General features: G+C 61.8%; 13 protein-coding genes. 5 read left to right on the plus strand and 8 right to left on the minus strand.

Annotated features, from left to right (window positions below; genetic code table 11):
* Window positions 1–40: 40 nt before the first annotated feature.
* The 4 genes from BSY240_RS21610 (at window position 41) to BSY240_RS21625 (ending at window position 5,417) form a co-directional block, all read left to right on the plus strand.
* Window positions 41–2,125, plus strand: a complete 2,085-nt coding sequence (locus BSY240_RS21610; RefSeq protein WP_069044090.1) for a putative bifunctional diguanylate cyclase/phosphodiesterase — start codon at window positions 41–43, stop codon at window positions 2,123–2,125.
* A 146-nt stretch (window positions 2,126–2,271) separates the two neighbouring features.
* Entirely contained in the window at window positions 2,272–3,228 is a 957-nt protein-coding gene (locus BSY240_RS21615; RefSeq protein ID WP_069043703.1) for a helix-turn-helix domain-containing protein, read from the plus strand.
* A gap of 136 nt (window positions 3,229–3,364) precedes the next feature.
* The gene (adh, locus tag BSY240_RS21620) at window positions 3,365–4,879 is read left to right on the plus strand and encodes an aldehyde dehydrogenase (protein WP_069043704.1); all 1,515 of its coding nucleotides are present in this window, start codon (window positions 3,365–3,367) and stop codon (window positions 4,877–4,879) included.
* Between the two features lie 166 nt (window positions 4,880–5,045).
* Window positions 5,046–5,417, plus strand: coding sequence for a DUF779 domain-containing protein (locus BSY240_RS21625; RefSeq protein ID WP_069043705.1), 372 nt, complete (start codon window positions 5,046–5,048; stop codon window positions 5,415–5,417).
* 67 nt (window positions 5,418–5,484) lie between these two features.
* Here the strand turns inward: BSY240_RS21625 and BSY240_RS21630 are convergent, their stop codons facing one another.
* The 8 genes from BSY240_RS21630 to lgt all read right to left on the minus strand — a co-directional run bounded on the left by BSY240_RS21630 (window position 5,485) and on the right by lgt (window position 14,897).
* Window positions 5,485–7,767 carry a methyl-accepting chemotaxis protein gene (locus BSY240_RS21630; RefSeq protein WP_069043706.1) on the minus strand — a complete coding sequence of 761 codons (2,283 nt, stop codon included), beginning with the start codon at window positions 7,765–7,767 and terminating at the stop codon, window positions 5,485–5,487.
* An 80-nt stretch (window positions 7,768–7,847) separates the two neighbouring features.
* A complete protein-coding gene (locus tag BSY240_RS21635; protein ID WP_054151513.1) occupies window positions 7,848–8,702 on the minus strand; it encodes a hypothetical protein in 855 nt (284 codons plus the stop codon).
* A 143-nt stretch (window positions 8,703–8,845) separates the two neighbouring features.
* Window positions 8,846–9,778: a ribose-phosphate pyrophosphokinase gene (locus BSY240_RS21640; RefSeq protein ID WP_054151514.1), complete on the minus strand. Its 933-nt coding sequence runs from the start codon at window positions 9,776–9,778 to the stop codon at window positions 8,846–8,848.
* A 152-nt stretch (window positions 9,779–9,930) separates the two neighbouring features.
* Complete coding sequence (locus BSY240_RS21645) at window positions 9,931–10,716, minus strand: hypothetical protein (RefSeq protein ID WP_069043707.1); 786 nt, start codon at window positions 10,714–10,716, stop codon at window positions 9,931–9,933.
* Between the two features lie 142 nt (window positions 10,717–10,858).
* Window positions 10,859–12,010 (minus strand): M24 family metallopeptidase, encoded by a 1,152-nt coding sequence (locus BSY240_RS21650; RefSeq protein WP_069043708.1) that lies wholly within the window; start codon window positions 12,008–12,010, stop codon window positions 10,859–10,861.
* A gap of 1 nt (window position 12,011) precedes the next feature.
* Window positions 12,012–12,806 carry a peptidoglycan editing factor PgeF gene (gene pgeF, locus BSY240_RS21655; protein ID WP_069043709.1) on the minus strand — a complete coding sequence of 265 codons (795 nt, stop codon included), beginning with the start codon at window positions 12,804–12,806 and terminating at the stop codon, window positions 12,012–12,014.
* A 132-nt stretch (window positions 12,807–12,938) separates the two neighbouring features.
* On the minus strand, window positions 12,939–14,039 hold the full coding sequence (locus tag BSY240_RS21660; protein ID WP_054151518.1) for a class I SAM-dependent methyltransferase: 1,101 nt from the start codon (window positions 14,037–14,039) through the stop codon (window positions 12,939–12,941).
* A 9-nt stretch (window positions 14,040–14,048) separates the two neighbouring features.
* Complete coding sequence (gene lgt, locus BSY240_RS21665) at window positions 14,049–14,897, minus strand: prolipoprotein diacylglyceryl transferase (RefSeq protein WP_069043710.1); 849 nt, start codon at window positions 14,895–14,897, stop codon at window positions 14,049–14,051.
* Between the two features lie 190 nt (window positions 14,898–15,087).
* On the opposite strand from lgt, the gene BSY240_RS21670 reads away from it, so the two are divergent.
* Entirely contained in the window at window positions 15,088–15,348 is a 261-nt protein-coding gene (locus BSY240_RS21670; RefSeq protein WP_069043711.1) for an accessory factor UbiK family protein, read from the plus strand.
* The last annotated feature ends 59 nt before the right edge of the window (window positions 15,349–15,407 follow it).

Raw genomic sequence — 15,407 nt, forward strand, 5'->3', positions numbered from 1 at the left:
ACTGCTAGGTTTGGCCGTCAATTCAAACTGGTTCTTGCCCATGCTCGCCGTTCTAACCTGCATTGCTGTCGATCACGACCCGGTTTCACTGATCGCCGCTGTTCTTATCTGCGTGTTGGGATCGCTTCTCACAATGCGCCTCTTCAGCCGCGTCCGCAGTACGCGGGGTCCGGTGCGTGCGAGCTGGATTGCACTGACGTCCATTATTGGCGGTTCATCCATCTGGACCACACATTTCGTTGCCATGATGGGCTATGAGGCCGATGCCCTTGCCGGCTATGAGCCGACCGCGACGCTGCTTTCGCTGATGCTCGCCATCGTGATTACGGGCATGGGTCTCTTCATTGCCGCCGTGACCACGCGCAGCTTCCTCATCGAAGCCGGTGGAGCGCTCGTCGGTGCGGGCATTGCATCGATGCATTATGTCGGCATGTCTGGCTATCAGGTTCAGGCGGATCTGCATTGGAACATGAACTATGTCTGGGCGTCTCTCGTGGCAGCAGGACTGTTCGGCGCCCTGGCCACCAATCGCGTGGCTCGGCCCGTCACGCGATTCTGCCGTTATGGCGGTGGCGCCGCACTCGTGCTGGCCATTGCGTCGACGCACTTCATCGGCATGACAGCGTTGACCGTCGAGCCGAATTTTGGTGCTTCGTTGCCGGTGAACATGCTGCCCGAAAGCGTGATGACGGTGGTGCTTATCTTCGTCACGCTGTTGATCCTGGTGATCGGCGCGATGACCTATGTCATAGACCGGCAATCGAACCGCTCGGCGGTCGAGCGCTATCGCCAGCTGTCGCTGCATGATGCGCTCACCGGCTTGCCGAACCGCATGGCATTCATGGAGCGTCTCGGACATCTCATGGATCGCCCGGCTGCGCGCAACGATCGCATCTACATCTTCTCCTTCGATCTCGACCGTTTCAAGGAGATCAATGACGTGCACGGTCACGCGGCAGGTGACCACGTGCTGCGCGTGGTTGCCGAGCGCATGTCGGAGAGCCTGAAACCGGGTGAATTCGTGGCCCGCATCGGAGGGGATGAATTCATCGCGGTCAGTCCGCGGTTGTTCACCGCGGGAGCTGCCGAGGCCTTTGCACGGAGCATCATTTCCGAACTGGTGTCGCCGATCCAATGGAAGGGGCTGACACTGTCCGTCGGGACAAGCATCGGGATTACCACCTTCCCGGACGGCGCCGATGACATCGACGACCTCATGGCGCAGGCGGATATTGCCATGTATCGCGCAAAGTCGGCCGGCTCGAACAATGTCTGCTTCTACGACAAGTCCATGGACCAGGCCGCTCGCGAGCGGAGCGCGCTCGCGATGGACATGCGGGCCGGCTTCCTGCGCAACGAGTTTCAGCTCTATTTCCAGAAGCAGAACGACACGCAGACCGGCGAGGTGGTCGGTTTCGAGGTTCTGTTGCGCTGGTCTCATCCCACACGGGGCATGGTTCCGCCGTCCGAATTTATTCCGATCGCGGAGCGGACAGGATTCATCGGCGAGCTCGGTGACTGGGTGCTGCGTCAGGCCTGCCTGGAAGCCGTGCAGTGGCGCAACCCGCTCAAGATCGCCGTGAATGTTGCGCCCAAGCAGCTGGCCAATTCAGCGCTGCCCGAGCGGGTGCGCGAAATTCTCGATGAGTCGGGTCTCGATCCGGCGCGCCTCGAACTGGAGATCACCGAGTCCGGGATCATTGATGATCAGCAGCATGCACTGCATATCATCCGCCAGCTGAAGGCGATTGGTGTCAACATTGCCATGGATGACTACGGCACTGGGTATTCTTCGCTTTCGACGCTGCAGCTTTTCCCCTTCGACAAGATCAAGATCGACCGGGGCTTCATCGACAGCGTCGTGGAGAACCGCCAGTCGGCCGCCATCGTCCGCTCGACGCTCATTCTGGCCCAGAGCCTCGACATTCCCGTGCTGGCAGAAGGCGTCGAGAATGCGGAGCATCTGCGCTTCCTCCAGCAGGAGGGGTGTCAGCAGGTTCAGGGCTTCCTGTATGGCAAACCGCAGCCGCTCTCGGAACTGCAGGATATCGTCAATCCTGCGCTGTCCTCGGTGCCGAGCGGGGAGCCTCTCAAGTCTGGCGGCGCTGCCGATATGGCGGCCTGAGCGCCCGAAATAGACGCATTTTGAAAGTGTCGCAGATTTGCGCCATTCCGGGCGACGAAATGTTGGCTGATCATTTGCCGGTTACATGAGCGATTGCCTCTGGAGCCGGAAGGCGCATACTGCAGCCCGTGCTTTGGGAGGAGCAGATGCGTCAGGATCTCAGACATTCCGAACTCGTGTATTCGACGGCGCAGAAGGCATCGGCCGCTGTGACCTCGCCGGTCGCTGCCTCGTGGAGCCGTTGCCTCAATCTTTACCACCTGCAACCCGAAGAGGCGCGCAAGCCGGTGCTGGTCGAAGAGGCGATGTATCGCGAAGCGCGCGAGCGCATGGAGCGGCTGATCGGCAGCTCCGCCGACGAGGTGGACCGGCTCTATCAGTTGGTCGGAAAATCCGGCTGTTGCATCATTCTCGCCGATCAGAACGGCATCGTGGTCGACCGGCGTGGTGCGCCCGGTGACGATGTCGAATTCCGTGCGCTGGGGCTCTGGCAGCAGACGCTGTGGAGCGAGGCGAGTGTCGGGACAAACGGGATCGGTACGGCGCTGGCCGACGAGCGTGCCGTCGTCATCCACCGCGACCAGCATTTCATGAGCGCCAATATCGGTCTGTCCTGCGCGACCGCGCCGATTCGCGACCATCTCGGCCGGCTAACGGCAGCACTCGATGTTTCCACCTGCCGCAACGATGTCTCGGACATGACGCTCGCAGTGCTTTCGCAGGCCGTGCGGGATGCCGCAGCCCGGGTCGAAAGCAATCTCTTCCGCCAGGCGTTTGCCGGCGCGCGGATCGTCATGGTGCCCCAGGCGAACTCCCTGTCCGCATTGATTGCGGTCGATGGGGACGACCTGATCCTCGGCGCGACCAAGGCGGCGCGTCTTGCCCTGAAGCTCGATGACGGGCCGATCGCGCAGGGACTTCCGGCTGCCGATGCGCTGCGCGAGACGCGCGGCGAAGCGACCAGCGACCTCGAGGATGCCGAGCGGGCGGCTCTGCGCCGCGTGCTGTCACGTGCCAATGGCAACGTCTCACAAGCAGCCCAGATGCTCGGCATAAGCCGCGCGACACTGCATCGGAAGATGAAGCGCTTCCAGCTGCACTGACGGGCCGATAGGTGTCGCATTCCTGAAACACTGTGCGCTGCAGCACTGTTTCGCGCCACTATCTCCTGCGCCGGAACGCAGCAATCATCCTGCCATCAGGATCCGAGGAGGGGTCCTTTCACAGGGAGGATGACAGATGAACATTCAGGTCCAGACGATTGCGGCTTCGCCGTTCAAGCTGAAATACGGCAACTTCATCGGCGGTGAATTCCGCGAGCCGGTCAATGGCCGCTACTTCGAGAACACGACGCCGGTGACCGGCGGCAAGCTCTGCGACATCGCCCGGTCCGATGAGCACGACATCAATCTGGCGCTCGATGCGGCCCATGCCGCCAAGGACAAATGGGGCCGGACGTCGTCGACGGAACGCTCCAACATCCTGATGAAGATCGCGCAGCGGATGGAGGATAACCTCGAACTTCTCGCCCGCGCCGAGACCTGGGACAATGGCAAGCCGCTGCGCGAGACCATGGCGGCCGATATTCCGCTCGCCATCGACCACTTCCGCTATTTCGCCTCCTGCATTCGCGCCCAGGAAGGCACGATCGGCGAGGTCGACCACGACACGATCGCCTACCACTTCCATGAGCCGCTCGGTGTCGTCGGTCAGATCATTCCGTGGAACTTCCCGATCCTGATGGCGGCTTGGAAGATGGCACCGGCGCTGGCTGCCGGAAACTGCGTCGTGCTGAAGCCTGCCGAGCAGACACCGGCTTCTATCCTCGTCTGGATCGAACTGGTTGGTGACCTTCTGCCGCCTGGTGTGCTCAATATCGTCAACGGCTTTGGCCTCGAAGCCGGCAAGCCGCTCGCGACCAGCCCTCGGATCGCCAAGATCGCCTTTACCGGTGAGACCTCAACCGGCCGGCTGATCATGCAATACGCATCGCAGAACCTGATCCCAGTGACGCTCGAACTCGGCGGCAAGTCGCCGAACATCTTCTTCGAAGACGTCATGCGCGAGGACGATGACTATCTCGACAAGGCGCTTGAAGGCTTTGCGATGTTCGCGCTTAACCAGGGCGAGGTCTGCACATGCCCGAGCCGCGCTCTGGTGCATGAGAAGATCTATGACCGCTTCATGGAGAAGGCGCTGAAGCGCGTTGCGGCTATCCGCCAAGGTGACCCGCTCGACATGTCGACGATGATCGGTGCGCAGGCATCGTCCGAGCAGCTGGAAAAGATCCTGTCCTATATGGACATCGGTCGCCAGGAGGGCGCCGAAGTGCTGATCGGCGGCGAGCGCAACAATCTCGCAGGCGAACTGGCCGGCGGCTATTACGTCAAGCCGACCGTGTTCAAGGGCCATAACAAGATGCGCGTCTTCCAGGAGGAGATCTTCGGGCCTGTTGTCTCCGTCACCACCTTCAAGGACGAGGCGGAAGCGCTCGAAATCGCCAATGACACGCTTTATGGCCTCGGTGCCGGCGTGTGGAGCCGCGATGCGAATACCTGCTACAACTTCGGCCGCAATATCCAGGCCGGTCGTGTGTGGACCAATTGCTATCATGCCTATCCGGCCCATGCGGCCTTCGGCGGCTACAAGCAGTCGGGCATCGGTCGCGAGACACACAAGATGATGCTCGACCATTACCAGCAGACCAAGAACATGCTGGTGTCCTACAGCCCGAAGGCACTCGGTTTCTTCTGATCCGCCGATCTTCGTGTCTGGAGGGGCTGCAAACGCTCATGTCCTGCGCTTCCGGTGCTCACGTACGTCAAGTACGTTCCGCTCCGGTTCTCGACCATGATCGTTTTCGCCTCCTCCAGGCACGAACCTCGACAGGTTTAGTGACGAGTTCGTTGGAGGGATTATTGTGAACACCGATGCAGGTGAACCCCGCGTCATCGCGACCGAAGCCGCACTCGCGTTTCTCGCCGAGATCAAACAGGACCATCCAGACATTCTGTTCCACCAGTCCGGTGGATGCTGCGACGGGTCATCGCCTATGTGTTATCCGGCGAGCGACTACCGGGTCGGCGAAACGGATGTGAAGCTCGGCGAGATCGGCGGCGTGCCGTTCTACATCAGCGGCAGCCAGTATGCCGTCTGGGCGCATACCCAGCTGATCATCGACGTGGTGCCGGGGCGAGGGGGCATGTTCTCGCTCGACAATGGCCGTGAGCGGCGCTTTCTCACACGCTCGCGGCTGTTTTCCGGGGGCGATGCCTGCAGTCTTCCGATCTGAAGTCTCTGCAGACTAAAAACCCGCCGCTTGAGATCGGCGGGTCAGGTTGGATTGCGGATGCAGGCGATCAGGCGGCGCGGCGGGCGGAGCCCTCGCGCTGGCCGATGGTGAAGCGTGAGACCTGTTCGGTCAGGCCGTCCGCTTCCTGGGCGAGTGCGAAGGCGGCAGCTGTCGTTTCCTCGACCATGGCTGCGTTCTGCTGGGTCATCTGGTCGAGATCGTTGACCGAGGCGTTGATTTCGGAAAGTCGGGCGGACTGTTCCCTTGATGCGTCGACGATTGCGCCGATCTGATCGTTGATTGCGGCGATGTTGTCCTCGATGGTGTGCAGGCGTTCTCCCGTCTGCAGAACAAGGGCCACGCCATCGGAGACATTGCTTGTCGAGGCGTTGATCAGTCCGTTGATGTCGCGGGCTGCGGTAGAGGACCGCTGAGCGAGTTCACGCACCTCCTGGGCAACGACCGCGAAGCCCTTGCCGGCTTCGCCGGCACGGGCCGCCTCGACACCCGCGTTCAGCGCGAGAAGGTTGGTCTGGAAGGCAATCTGGTCGATGACATCGATGATCTGGCGGATCTTGGAGGAGGACTCCTCGATCCGCTGCATCGCGACAATGGCTTCGTTGACCACTTCAGAGGAGGCCTTTGCCCCCTTCAGGGCACCAGCCGAGACCTGTACGGCTGTTTCGCAGCGACGCAAGGCGTCGTTGACGCTGCCGGTCATCTCGCCCAGCGCGGCGGCTGCTTCCTCAAGCGATGCGGCCTGCCGTTCGGTGCGATGGGCAAGGTTGGCTGATGCGCCCTTGAGGTCGTTCGAACCACCACGAATGGTGTCAGCGCTGGCCATGATTGCGCGAATTGTCTCCTCAAGCTTGTCGAGGGAGCCATTGAAGTCGATGCGCAAATGGTCAAGCTCCGGCACAAACGGTGTGTGGATGCGCAGGTGCAGTTTGTCGTCCGACAGGTTCTTCAAGCCCGCGGCTAGAGCAGTCACGGCTTCCTGAAGTTCCTGGGCGCTACGCTGCTTTTCAGCCTCGCGCTCGCGCCGTTCGGCGTTCATCTCGAGATCTCGGCTTTCGGCCTCTTTCTCGATGCGCTCCTTTTCCAGTGCGCTGCGGCGGAAACTGTCGAGGGCCCGCGCCATCAGGCCGATCTCGTCGCGTCGTCCGGTTCCGTCGATTTCGATCTCGGTGTCGCCGTTGTTCAGACGGTTCATCAGGCCTGCCAACTGGGTGAGGGGGCGCGTGAGGCTGGAGGAAACGGCGATACCGATGCCACCCATCACAACGAGAACGGCCACGGTTGCTACCAGGGCCCATTTGGCCAGCTCATTGGAAGACGCCAGGATGCCGCGTTCGTCCTGGCCAATCGCAAGAAGGTTCTTCTGGCCGAACAAGGTGACGGGCGTGAAGGAATAAAACAGGGTGCGATCACCGGAGGCTGCGAAGTCGGAACCCTTGGCTCCGCCGCGTGCTGCTGTCACGAGTGCTTGTGGCACGGCGGCATTGGCGCCGCCGGAAAAGGTTCCTGCCCGCAGGCTGCCGTCCTCGGCCAGCAGAACGCTGTCATCAATGCTCTGCCCCATGCCGTCGGGCGTGATCGATGCCGTCAAGCGACTTGTGCCCACACGCATCACGATGACCCCCTTGCGGACGACCTCTCCCCAGACCGAAATCGCCAGGGGCTGGGCGACCAGCGCCGAGCGCGCGTCGTCTTCAGCCTGCATGTCAGTGAAACCAATGGCGTGGACCTGGGAGACGTCGCCAGCTTGCGCCGCATCGAAGGCCGCCTTCAACGCGGCATTGGCGGGATCTGAGACGCTGGTCAGGAATGCGTCGCCCTTGGTGACCGAATAGATGATCTGCCCAGCGTTATCGATGACGTAGATATCGCTGACATTGGTGTTCTGACGCGTGCTGGCAATGGCGCCGTGAATGGAGGCGTGGCGGACACCGTAAAGCAGCTTGAGGCCTGATCCGTCGATGGACGCGCGTTCCTCAGAGTTCTTGCCGGGATCCTGGAAGACCTCGCGGATCTTTGCTTCCTCGATCTTGATGACCGTCGCAACAGAGTCGGCGGCTTCACCGATCGCGGTGTTCTGTGCGAGTTCGCCAAGCGCCTGCTGAATGCGGGTTTCATAGGCGGTGAGCACCTTGGCCTGTGTTGCGGCAACGCTTTCGAGGCGCAGCTTGCTGGCATCGATCAGTCCGCTCTTGCCGACCTGGTAGCTCAACAGGCCGACAGCCATACAGGACACTAGCGTCGCTCCAACCACCAGCCCTGCGAATTTTGCCTTCACCGACGACAGCACGTTTGTACGCGCATTCGTTCCGTTCGAACCCGTCACACCCATTCCTCCAGAAAATATCCCGAATGGAGGCTAAGCTGATTTGCTTACCGGCAGATTAAGGTTACCGGGGCTGCAGCCGCTCGTCAGCGCAGGCCGATCGTCTCGCAAGCGGCATCGATGAAGGCCAGCTTGACGGCCTGCGTGGCGAGGTATTCCTGGAGAAAGTCACGGGAAATCCACATCGTCGAGCGACCGCGATTGCCTTCCCAGCCGACACTGCCGATGGCTTCCGCTTCGCGCAGCTTGCGCGTCAGATGGGTGCGGGAGAGCCGGAAGTTCTCTGCAAGTTCCGGCACCGAGCGCACCTGTGTTGGCACGCGTTCGATCGCCGGATCGACCGGGTCTACCCCGACCATAAGCCAATCCATGACGATGCCACCATTGTTCAGCCAGGTGAACAACGACCAGGTCTGAGGCGGTGTGCGGATTTCCGGCGAGACCATGGCGAGGCGGGTGATCTCCGGATGCAGCCGGGCGAGGATCGTTTCGTCCGCCTCGAAGGCATCCAGCCTGTTGCCGCCGTCCAGCCGATCGAGGCTGATGAGATGGATGAAGACCCAGCGGCGGGTCGCTGCGATCGTGATCGGTGCCGGCACGAAGGGGCGGTTGCGGCGGTCTGGCGTCTGGCCGTGCTGGGCGATGCCGTAGACCAGCATTTCCTTGATGAAGGCGTCTGCGGTGTTGACCGAGGATATGCCCAGCGTCTTCACCTGCTCCAGATAGCGGGCCATCAGGATGACGGGCTCCGGATTGCCGCGGGCAACCTCCTGGAAATAGTGGCTCATCGCCAGATGACCCAGCAGCCAACGTTGTTGGGTGCCGAACACGGCGGCAAGCCGTGGGCTTTCCTCATTGACGCGCAGCAGAGCCCTGGACTGGTCCCGGACCGTTTCATGCAGATCTGTATTGGCCAGAAGTCGTTCAACCGAGAGTGACATCAACTCACGCGCAAAAGCCGGGGGCGGGTCCAAAAAGGGGTATTGCGCGCGAAGCTGTATGCAAAGCAAAGAGGCTCTGCAAGTGGCTGTGACACCGCTCACATTTCTTTGTCTCTCTTAATCTTAACTGTTAAGGATCGGTCTCAGTCGAACAGACTGGAGACCGACTCTTCCTGGCTCGTGCGGTTGATGGCTTCGCCTAGCAGCGTTGCCGTCGAGAGCACGCGGATATTGTGCGCCGACTGGACGGCCGTTGTCGGCTGGATCGAGTCGGTGATCACGAGTTCGCGCAGCTTGGAGGAGGCAACACGGGTCACTGCACCGCCAGAGAGCACGCCATGGGTGATATAGGCGGTGACACTGGTCGCACCGTTCTTCAGCAGTGCTTCGGCTGCGTTGCAGAGCGTGCCGCCGGAATCAACGATGTCGTCGATCAGGATGCAGTCCTTGCCGGTGACCTCACCGATGACGTTCATGACTTCGGATTCACCCGGACGATCACGGCGCTTGTCGACGATCGCCAGCAGACAGTCGAGGCGCTTGGCAAGCGAACGGGCACGCACCACGCCGCCAACGTCAGGCGATACGACCATGACATTGTTGGTGTCATACTTGTCCTTGATGTCGCGCGCCAGGAGCGGCACGGCATAAAGGTTGTCCGTCGGAATGTCGAAGAAACCCTGGATCTGGCCTGCATGCAGGTCGAGCGTCAGAACGCGGTCTGCCCCGGCTTCGGTGATCAGGTTGGCGACCAGCTTTGCCGAGATCGGCGTGCGGGGACCGGGTTTGCGGTCCTGACGGGCATAGCCGAAATAGGGAAGGACCGCCGTGATGCGGCGTGCTGAAGATCGACGGAAGGCGTCGATCATGATCAGCAGTTCCATCAAGTGGTCGTTCGTCGGGAAGGACGTCGATTGAACGACGAACACGTCTTCGCCGCGCACGTTTTCCTGGATCTCTACGAAGATTTCCTGGTCTGCGAAACGGCGGACGCTGGCCTTGCCGAGTGGTACGTTGAGATAGGAGCAGATCGTTTCGGCCAATTGCCGGTTCGAATTACCTGCGAAAACCTTCATCTTGGCCCGCCTGTTACCATGCTGAGATGCGGGCTTTTTAGCGCCGTTCCCCCTGAATGCAAGAGGTTTGGACGGCTAGGCCCATATTTTCGGTTGATGCGCCAAATGGGGCGCATGTTTTGCGGTTTTACAGGGCGGAAGTCGCTCGGGTGTCAACCTGCACGACTGTTCCGCCATGATACATATTCGGCCATGCTCTTGGTTGCGATCTGCTGCATGACGGAGGCCGGGACCCCGGCCCAGGGGTCCTGCGCGCCCGAGGGCACCACCTCCTGGCCCTGGATGCGGTGCAGCCGTCCGCCGCTGCCATCCAGGATGTCCCAGACATAGGTGATCGTGACATTCCCGCTGTCGGAGAAGGCGGAGAAGTAGCCCTTGAGGATGTGTTCGCTCGAAGCGTCGCTGGCACTCTTGATGGTGAGGCCACGGGCACGCGCCTCGGCGCCGAGCTGGCGGGAGAGTGGCGTGACCGCCTGAACCGGTGCGCCGATGATTGGCAGAAAGCGGATGCTGCCCGTCGATTGTACGGCCGGGGGCAGGGCTGCCTGCTGGGACTGAACCGCCTGCGGAGCGGGCTGTGCGGGTTGTGTCGCCTGTAGGGTGGCGGCCTGCTGCTGTGGTGCGCTGGGGAAAGCCTGCTCAGGCGCGCCGTCAAGTGGTGCTGAGGCTGCTGGATTGCGGCCACCCTGTGCGAGGGCCGCGGCTTGAGCCTCCAGTGAATTCTGCGGGCCGCGGACCGGCTCTGTATAGACGCCGGTCTGACCGAGCGGTGCGGTTTCAACCGGCTGGGTTCCGCCAGCCGGGGCCGCAAGCTCCTGTGAATAGGTCGCCGGCAGGCTGCCATTGCCGACATCGGCCGGGGGCGTCAGCACATCCGTGCTGTTGCAGCCCGAGATCAGTGCCAGCAGGCCGATGATACCGGCCAGTTTCGTGGTCATCCTGCGAGAACGTCTCACCACGGCGGGTCCTTCCGCTTTGATCCTGTCACAATTAATGTGACTAGCATGATCAGCCTGTCAATTCCCTGAACAGACTGGCAAAACCGCGCCACCCTCCGCAAACGGTGTCAGATCGCGCCCGTCAGACGCTGATCAGGTCGAGCGGATGACGCGAGAGGGCGCGCGGGCCGGTCTCCGTCGTCAGGTAGGTCTGGCCGATGGTCATCGCCGCTTCCTTGTCACTGTCCATGATGATCATGTGCACGAAGACGGACATGTCGGCTGCGATCTCCAGCGGGTTACCCGCATGGAACATCTGGTGCTCCATCCAGGATGGCGCGAAACGCGCACCGACCGAATAGCCGCAGGCATTGAAGCGATGGCGGGTCAGGCCACGGTCGTCCATGACCTTGGCATGGGCGTCGAAGACCTCGCCAAAGGTGTGGCCGGGGCGCAGCACCTGCTCGATTGCCCGCATGCCCTCGATCGCCGCCGTGAAGAGTTCGCGGTGACGGGAGGTGACGTCGCCGATCAGGACGGTGCGCAGCATGGGGGCGTGATAATGGGAGGCGACGCCGGCCCATTCGAGCGTCACCTGGTCGTTGGCCGACAGCTTTCGGCGACCCGACTTGTAGCGGCAGAGAAGAGCGTCCGCGGCCGATCCGATGACGAAGGGATTGGCGGGATAGTCGCCGCCGCCAGCCAGCACTGCCGACTGCATCGCAGCGAGGATCTCCGCTTCGTCGGCATCGGGTCCGATCAGGGGCAGGGCAGCGTCGAAGGCGCGGTCGGCCAGTTCGGCAGCCTCGGTCACCTTGGCTATCTCGGCCGGTGACTTCACCAGGCGCAGATTGCTGACAAGGTAAGAGGCATCCACAGCTTCGCAAAAATTGGTGAGCTGGTTGTCGACGAGACGCGCGACGCGGCCGGTCATGCCGTGGGTATCGTATTCGACGCCGACGCGCATGCCGAGAAGATCGAGATCGCTCAGCAGGTTGCGCAAATCGACGGCCGGGTCGGCATTCATCCGGTCGACCCAGACGACGATATTCTCGATCGTCGAGGTCTGCTTGGCCTGACGCAGGTCGGGGGTCCGGGTCAGCAGGGTCAGGCTGCCGTCGGCCTTGACGACGAGGGTCTGAAAAAAGCAATAGCCGAAGGTGTCGTAGCCGGTCAGCCAATGCATGCTCTCCTGCGCAAAGAGCAGCAGGGCGTCGAGCTTTTCCTCGGCCATGCGGGCCATCAGGCGGGTACGACGGGCGGAAAATTCGCTTTCGGTAAAGTGCAGGGCCATCTTAGTCCTCCATGATCGCGATCGCGGATATCTGTCGCCCATAGTCGGGTTCGCCCGCATGGGTTGTTCGACGATAGGAGAAGAACGTTTCAGGGGCCGCATAGGTGCAATGGCCAGTGCTGTCGGCGATGACGCCCGCTTGCGTCAGGCGCATGATCGTGAGGCCGGGCAGGTCGAACATCGCATGGTCAGGTTTCGACGAGGGGGTGAAGAAGGCCTCGAATTGCGGATTGGTGGCGAGGAAGCGGTCGACGAATTCCGGACCGACCTCGTAATTTCTCTGGGAGATCGAGGGGCCGAGGGTTGCCCTTATGGCTTCGCGGCGAGCGCCAAGCGCGATCATGGCGTCAATGGTGTTTTCAAGAACGCCACCCAGTGCGCCCTTCCAGCCGGCATGGGCCGCACCGATGACCCGATTTTCTGGGTCGGCGAAGAGGATCGGGCCGCAATCGGCGGTCAGGACGCCAAGCACTACGCCCGGGCTCGCCGTGACCTGTGCATCGGCCTGGGGCCGACTGCCGTCATAATCGGCGCCGACCACCACGACGTCGGGCGAATGAATCTGATGGGCGGTGGCGAGCCGTTCGTGCGGCAGGCCAAACCAGGCGCTGACCCTGCGGCGGTTCTCGCGCACCTTGTCAGGCTCATCGTTCGAACCGATACCGACATTGAGGCCGCGATAGATGCCTTCCGAGACGCCGCCGTCGCGGGTGAAAAAGCCGTGGCGGATGCCGGCTGCAGTCGTGGCGTCGAGGCTCTCTGCTAGGATGGGGCGTGGCTGGTCGGCTGTGCTCATGATTTGTCTCCTGAGCCTTGGCAAATCACGCGTATGCAATGCGGATACTGCGAAACGATTGGATTCAATCGGCTTTCTTCAAGTTCGAGCCGTCTGGAACGGGCGCGATCGTGCAGATCGCATCCCCTCCTGTCAATGCTTGGACTTGAATGGCAACAAGTGGACGACGGGCATGGAGACCGCCATGACCTTGAACAGCTCGCCCATGTAGCCATTGCCGGCGCCGGCGAGGCGATGCACGGCCTCGACGATTTCGGCTTGCATCTTCTCGTCCTTGTCGCGGCCGAGCGAAGCGGCGCGCTGTTCGATGCCGAGCCCGACGAGGAAGTCGCCCTGATGCATGCAGCCGTTGAGATGCACGCCTGCGGCAAGGGCGGTGCGGGCGAGGTTTTCGAAGTCGACGTGGCTGGTAAGGTCGGCGAGCCCCGGATTGGCGAGCGGCGGATCATACTCGTGGGCACGCACCGCCTGAAGGGTGTCGCCGAAATTGGTGACCATGTGGCCATAATCGATGATCAGAGCGGTACCGTGGCTTTGCTTCAGACGTTCGCAGATCGTCAGCATGACCGACTGGCGGGCGGGGGCCACTTCGAAGATTTCGCCGTCGGCAGGCGCATCGATGCCCTGTGGCAGCATCGCCGGGTCGAGCGTTGCGACGCCGAGCGTGAAGCACAGCTCGCCGTTGTCGTCGATGCCAACCATGCGCTCGCGAAAGCCGTCTGACGTCCTGACGAACTGGCGGATCGGGATCGCATCAAAGAGTTCGTTGGCCGCGAGCAGGGTAAATCCCTCAGGCACGCCGTCGAAGCTTTCGTGCCACGAGACTTTGTCACCGTGGCCGGAGAGCGTTTCCATCTGGGTGAGCTTCAGGAGGGCGCTGGTCTCGACGAGGTGGATTGTCGCCGTTTCGTAAAGCTCCGGTGCCGCACGGGATATCACCCTGAGCATGTCGGCCATCATGGTGCCGCGGCCAGGGCCGATCTCGACAAGGCGCACGTCACGCGGTTCACCATGGCGCTGCCAGGTGTTGATCATGAAGATGCCGAGCATCTCGCCGAAGAGCTGGCTGATCTCGGGCGCCGTGACGAAATCGCCTGCACGGCCGAACGGATGGCGGGTGCGATAGTAGCCGTGTTCGGGGTCGGCGAGGCAGAGGGCGAAATAGTCCGTGATGCTGATCGGGCCATTGGCTGAGATCAGTGACTTGATCTTTTCGGCGAGCGGTGTGGCCATCTTGGCTCCTCAGCCTTGGGTCGCGGGGGTCTGACGCCCCGACCGCACGAAAATCCAGATCCCGATAAGGACCATCGGTAGCGACAGCACCATGCCCATGGTCATCCAGCCACCATAGAGATAGCCGAGCTGCACGTCGGGCTCGCGGAAGAATTCGACGAAGATGCGGGCCGAGGCATAGCCGGCCACGAAGATGCCGGTGATGCGACCGGGGGCGCGGAGGGCGCCGAATGCGCGGGCGAGGATCTGCAGCACGATGAGGAGGACGAGACCCTCGAGTGCTGCTTCATAAAGCTGGCTCGGATGGCGGGGGAAGGGGCCGCCAGTGGGGAAGGCCATTGCCCAGGGTACATCGGCCGGCCGGCCCCAGAGTTCGCCATTGATGAAGTTTGCGATGCGGCCGAACAGCAGCCCGAGGGGCACGACGCTGGCGACCAGGTCGAAGAGGCTCCAGAGGCGGATCTGATGTTTCCGGGCGAAATAGACCATGGCGAGCGTTGCGCCGATAAAGCCGCCATGGAAGGACATCCCGCCGTTCCAGACCTCGATCGCGCGCATCGGATTGGCCGCCACCGAGGCGAAGTCGTAGAAGAAGATGTAGCCGAGACGGCCGCCTGCGACGACGCCGATCGCGACCCACAGAATGAAGTCGTCGATCTGTTGCAGGGTGGCGGGCGCCTGGCCGTTCGGCCACAGATGCGGGCGCTTCAGAAGATCGCGGGCTATCAGCCAGCCGAGGAGGATGCCGGCAACATAGGCGAGGCCATACCAATGGACCGACAGCGGGCCGATCGAGAAAGCGACCGGGTCGACCGCGGGAAAGGATACGGCGGCGAAAAGGTCCAGGACTGACAACAATGGAGTACTTTCGTTAATGCTGCTGGAAAATGGCGTTGCGAACTGGCACGGTCAAGATGGAATCGCGGCGGCTGCGACACCGTCAACCACCTTTATCTGTCCTTCGCGTCTTGCGTGCCGGGCTGTCTGGTCCTACCTCATCTTCAGGTACCGATTTTCCAGTCCGCAGTCTGCTTCAGAGGAGTTTTCCATGTCGACCGGCCCCAACCGTATTCTCGATGATTTCGCCAAGTTGATGACGGACGCCGCGGGCGCAGCCCAAGGCGTTCGAAAAGAGGTGGAAACAGCCTTTCATGCTCAGGCGGAGCGCTGGCTGAACAGCATGGATCTGGTCAAGCGCGAAGAGTTCGACGTGGTTCGCGAGATGGCGCTGAAGGCGCGTGAAGAGAACGATGCGCTGCTGAAGCGCATCGAGGCTCTCGAGGCTCAGCTCTCCCCCCAGCCGAAGTAATCGCTGCTCCGTTTCGAAACAGCTTCGCGAGACGCCGCAAGGCTTAGCAAGACCCATTG

This window comes from Agrobacterium sp. RAC06 (genome assembly GCF_001713475.1).
Lineage (GTDB): Bacteria > Pseudomonadota > Alphaproteobacteria > Rhizobiales > Rhizobiaceae > Allorhizobium.

What these genes read in the sequence shown, in the direction of transcription:
- BSY240_RS21610 (WP_069044090.1), top strand. Translation starts at nt 41, where the DNA reads ATGCTCGCCGTTCTAACCTGCATTGCTGTCGATCACGACCCGGTTTCA.
- BSY240_RS21615 (WP_069043703.1), top strand. Translation starts at nt 2,272, where the DNA reads ATGCGTCAGGATCTCAGACATTCCGAACTCGTGTATTCGACGGCGCAG.
- adh (WP_069043704.1), top strand. Translation starts at nt 3,365, where the DNA reads ATGAACATTCAGGTCCAGACGATTGCGGCTTCGCCGTTCAAGCTGAAA.
- BSY240_RS21630 (WP_069043706.1), bottom strand. Translation starts at nt 7,767, where the DNA reads ATGGGTGTGACGGGTTCGAACGGAACGAATGCGCGTACAAACGTGCTG.
- BSY240_RS21635 (WP_054151513.1), bottom strand. Translation starts at nt 8,702, where the DNA reads ATGTCACTCTCGGTTGAACGACTTCTGGCCAATACAGATCTGCATGAA.
- BSY240_RS21640 (WP_054151514.1), bottom strand. Translation starts at nt 9,778, where the DNA reads ATGAAGGTTTTCGCAGGTAATTCGAACCGGCAATTGGCCGAAACGATC.
- BSY240_RS21645 (WP_069043707.1), bottom strand. Translation starts at nt 10,716, where the DNA reads ATGACCACGAAACTGGCCGGTATCATCGGCCTGCTGGCACTGATCTCG.
- BSY240_RS21650 (WP_069043708.1), bottom strand. Translation starts at nt 12,010, where the DNA reads ATGGCCCTGCACTTTACCGAAAGCGAATTTTCCGCCCGTCGTACCCGC.
- pgeF (WP_069043709.1), bottom strand. Translation starts at nt 12,806, where the DNA reads ATGAGCACAGCCGACCAGCCACGCCCCATCCTAGCAGAGAGCCTCGAC.
- BSY240_RS21660 (WP_054151518.1), bottom strand. Translation starts at nt 14,039, where the DNA reads ATGGCCACACCGCTCGCCGAAAAGATCAAGTCACTGATCTCAGCCAAT.
- BSY240_RS21670 (WP_069043711.1), top strand. Translation starts at nt 15,088, where the DNA reads ATGTCGACCGGCCCCAACCGTATTCTCGATGATTTCGCCAAGTTGATG.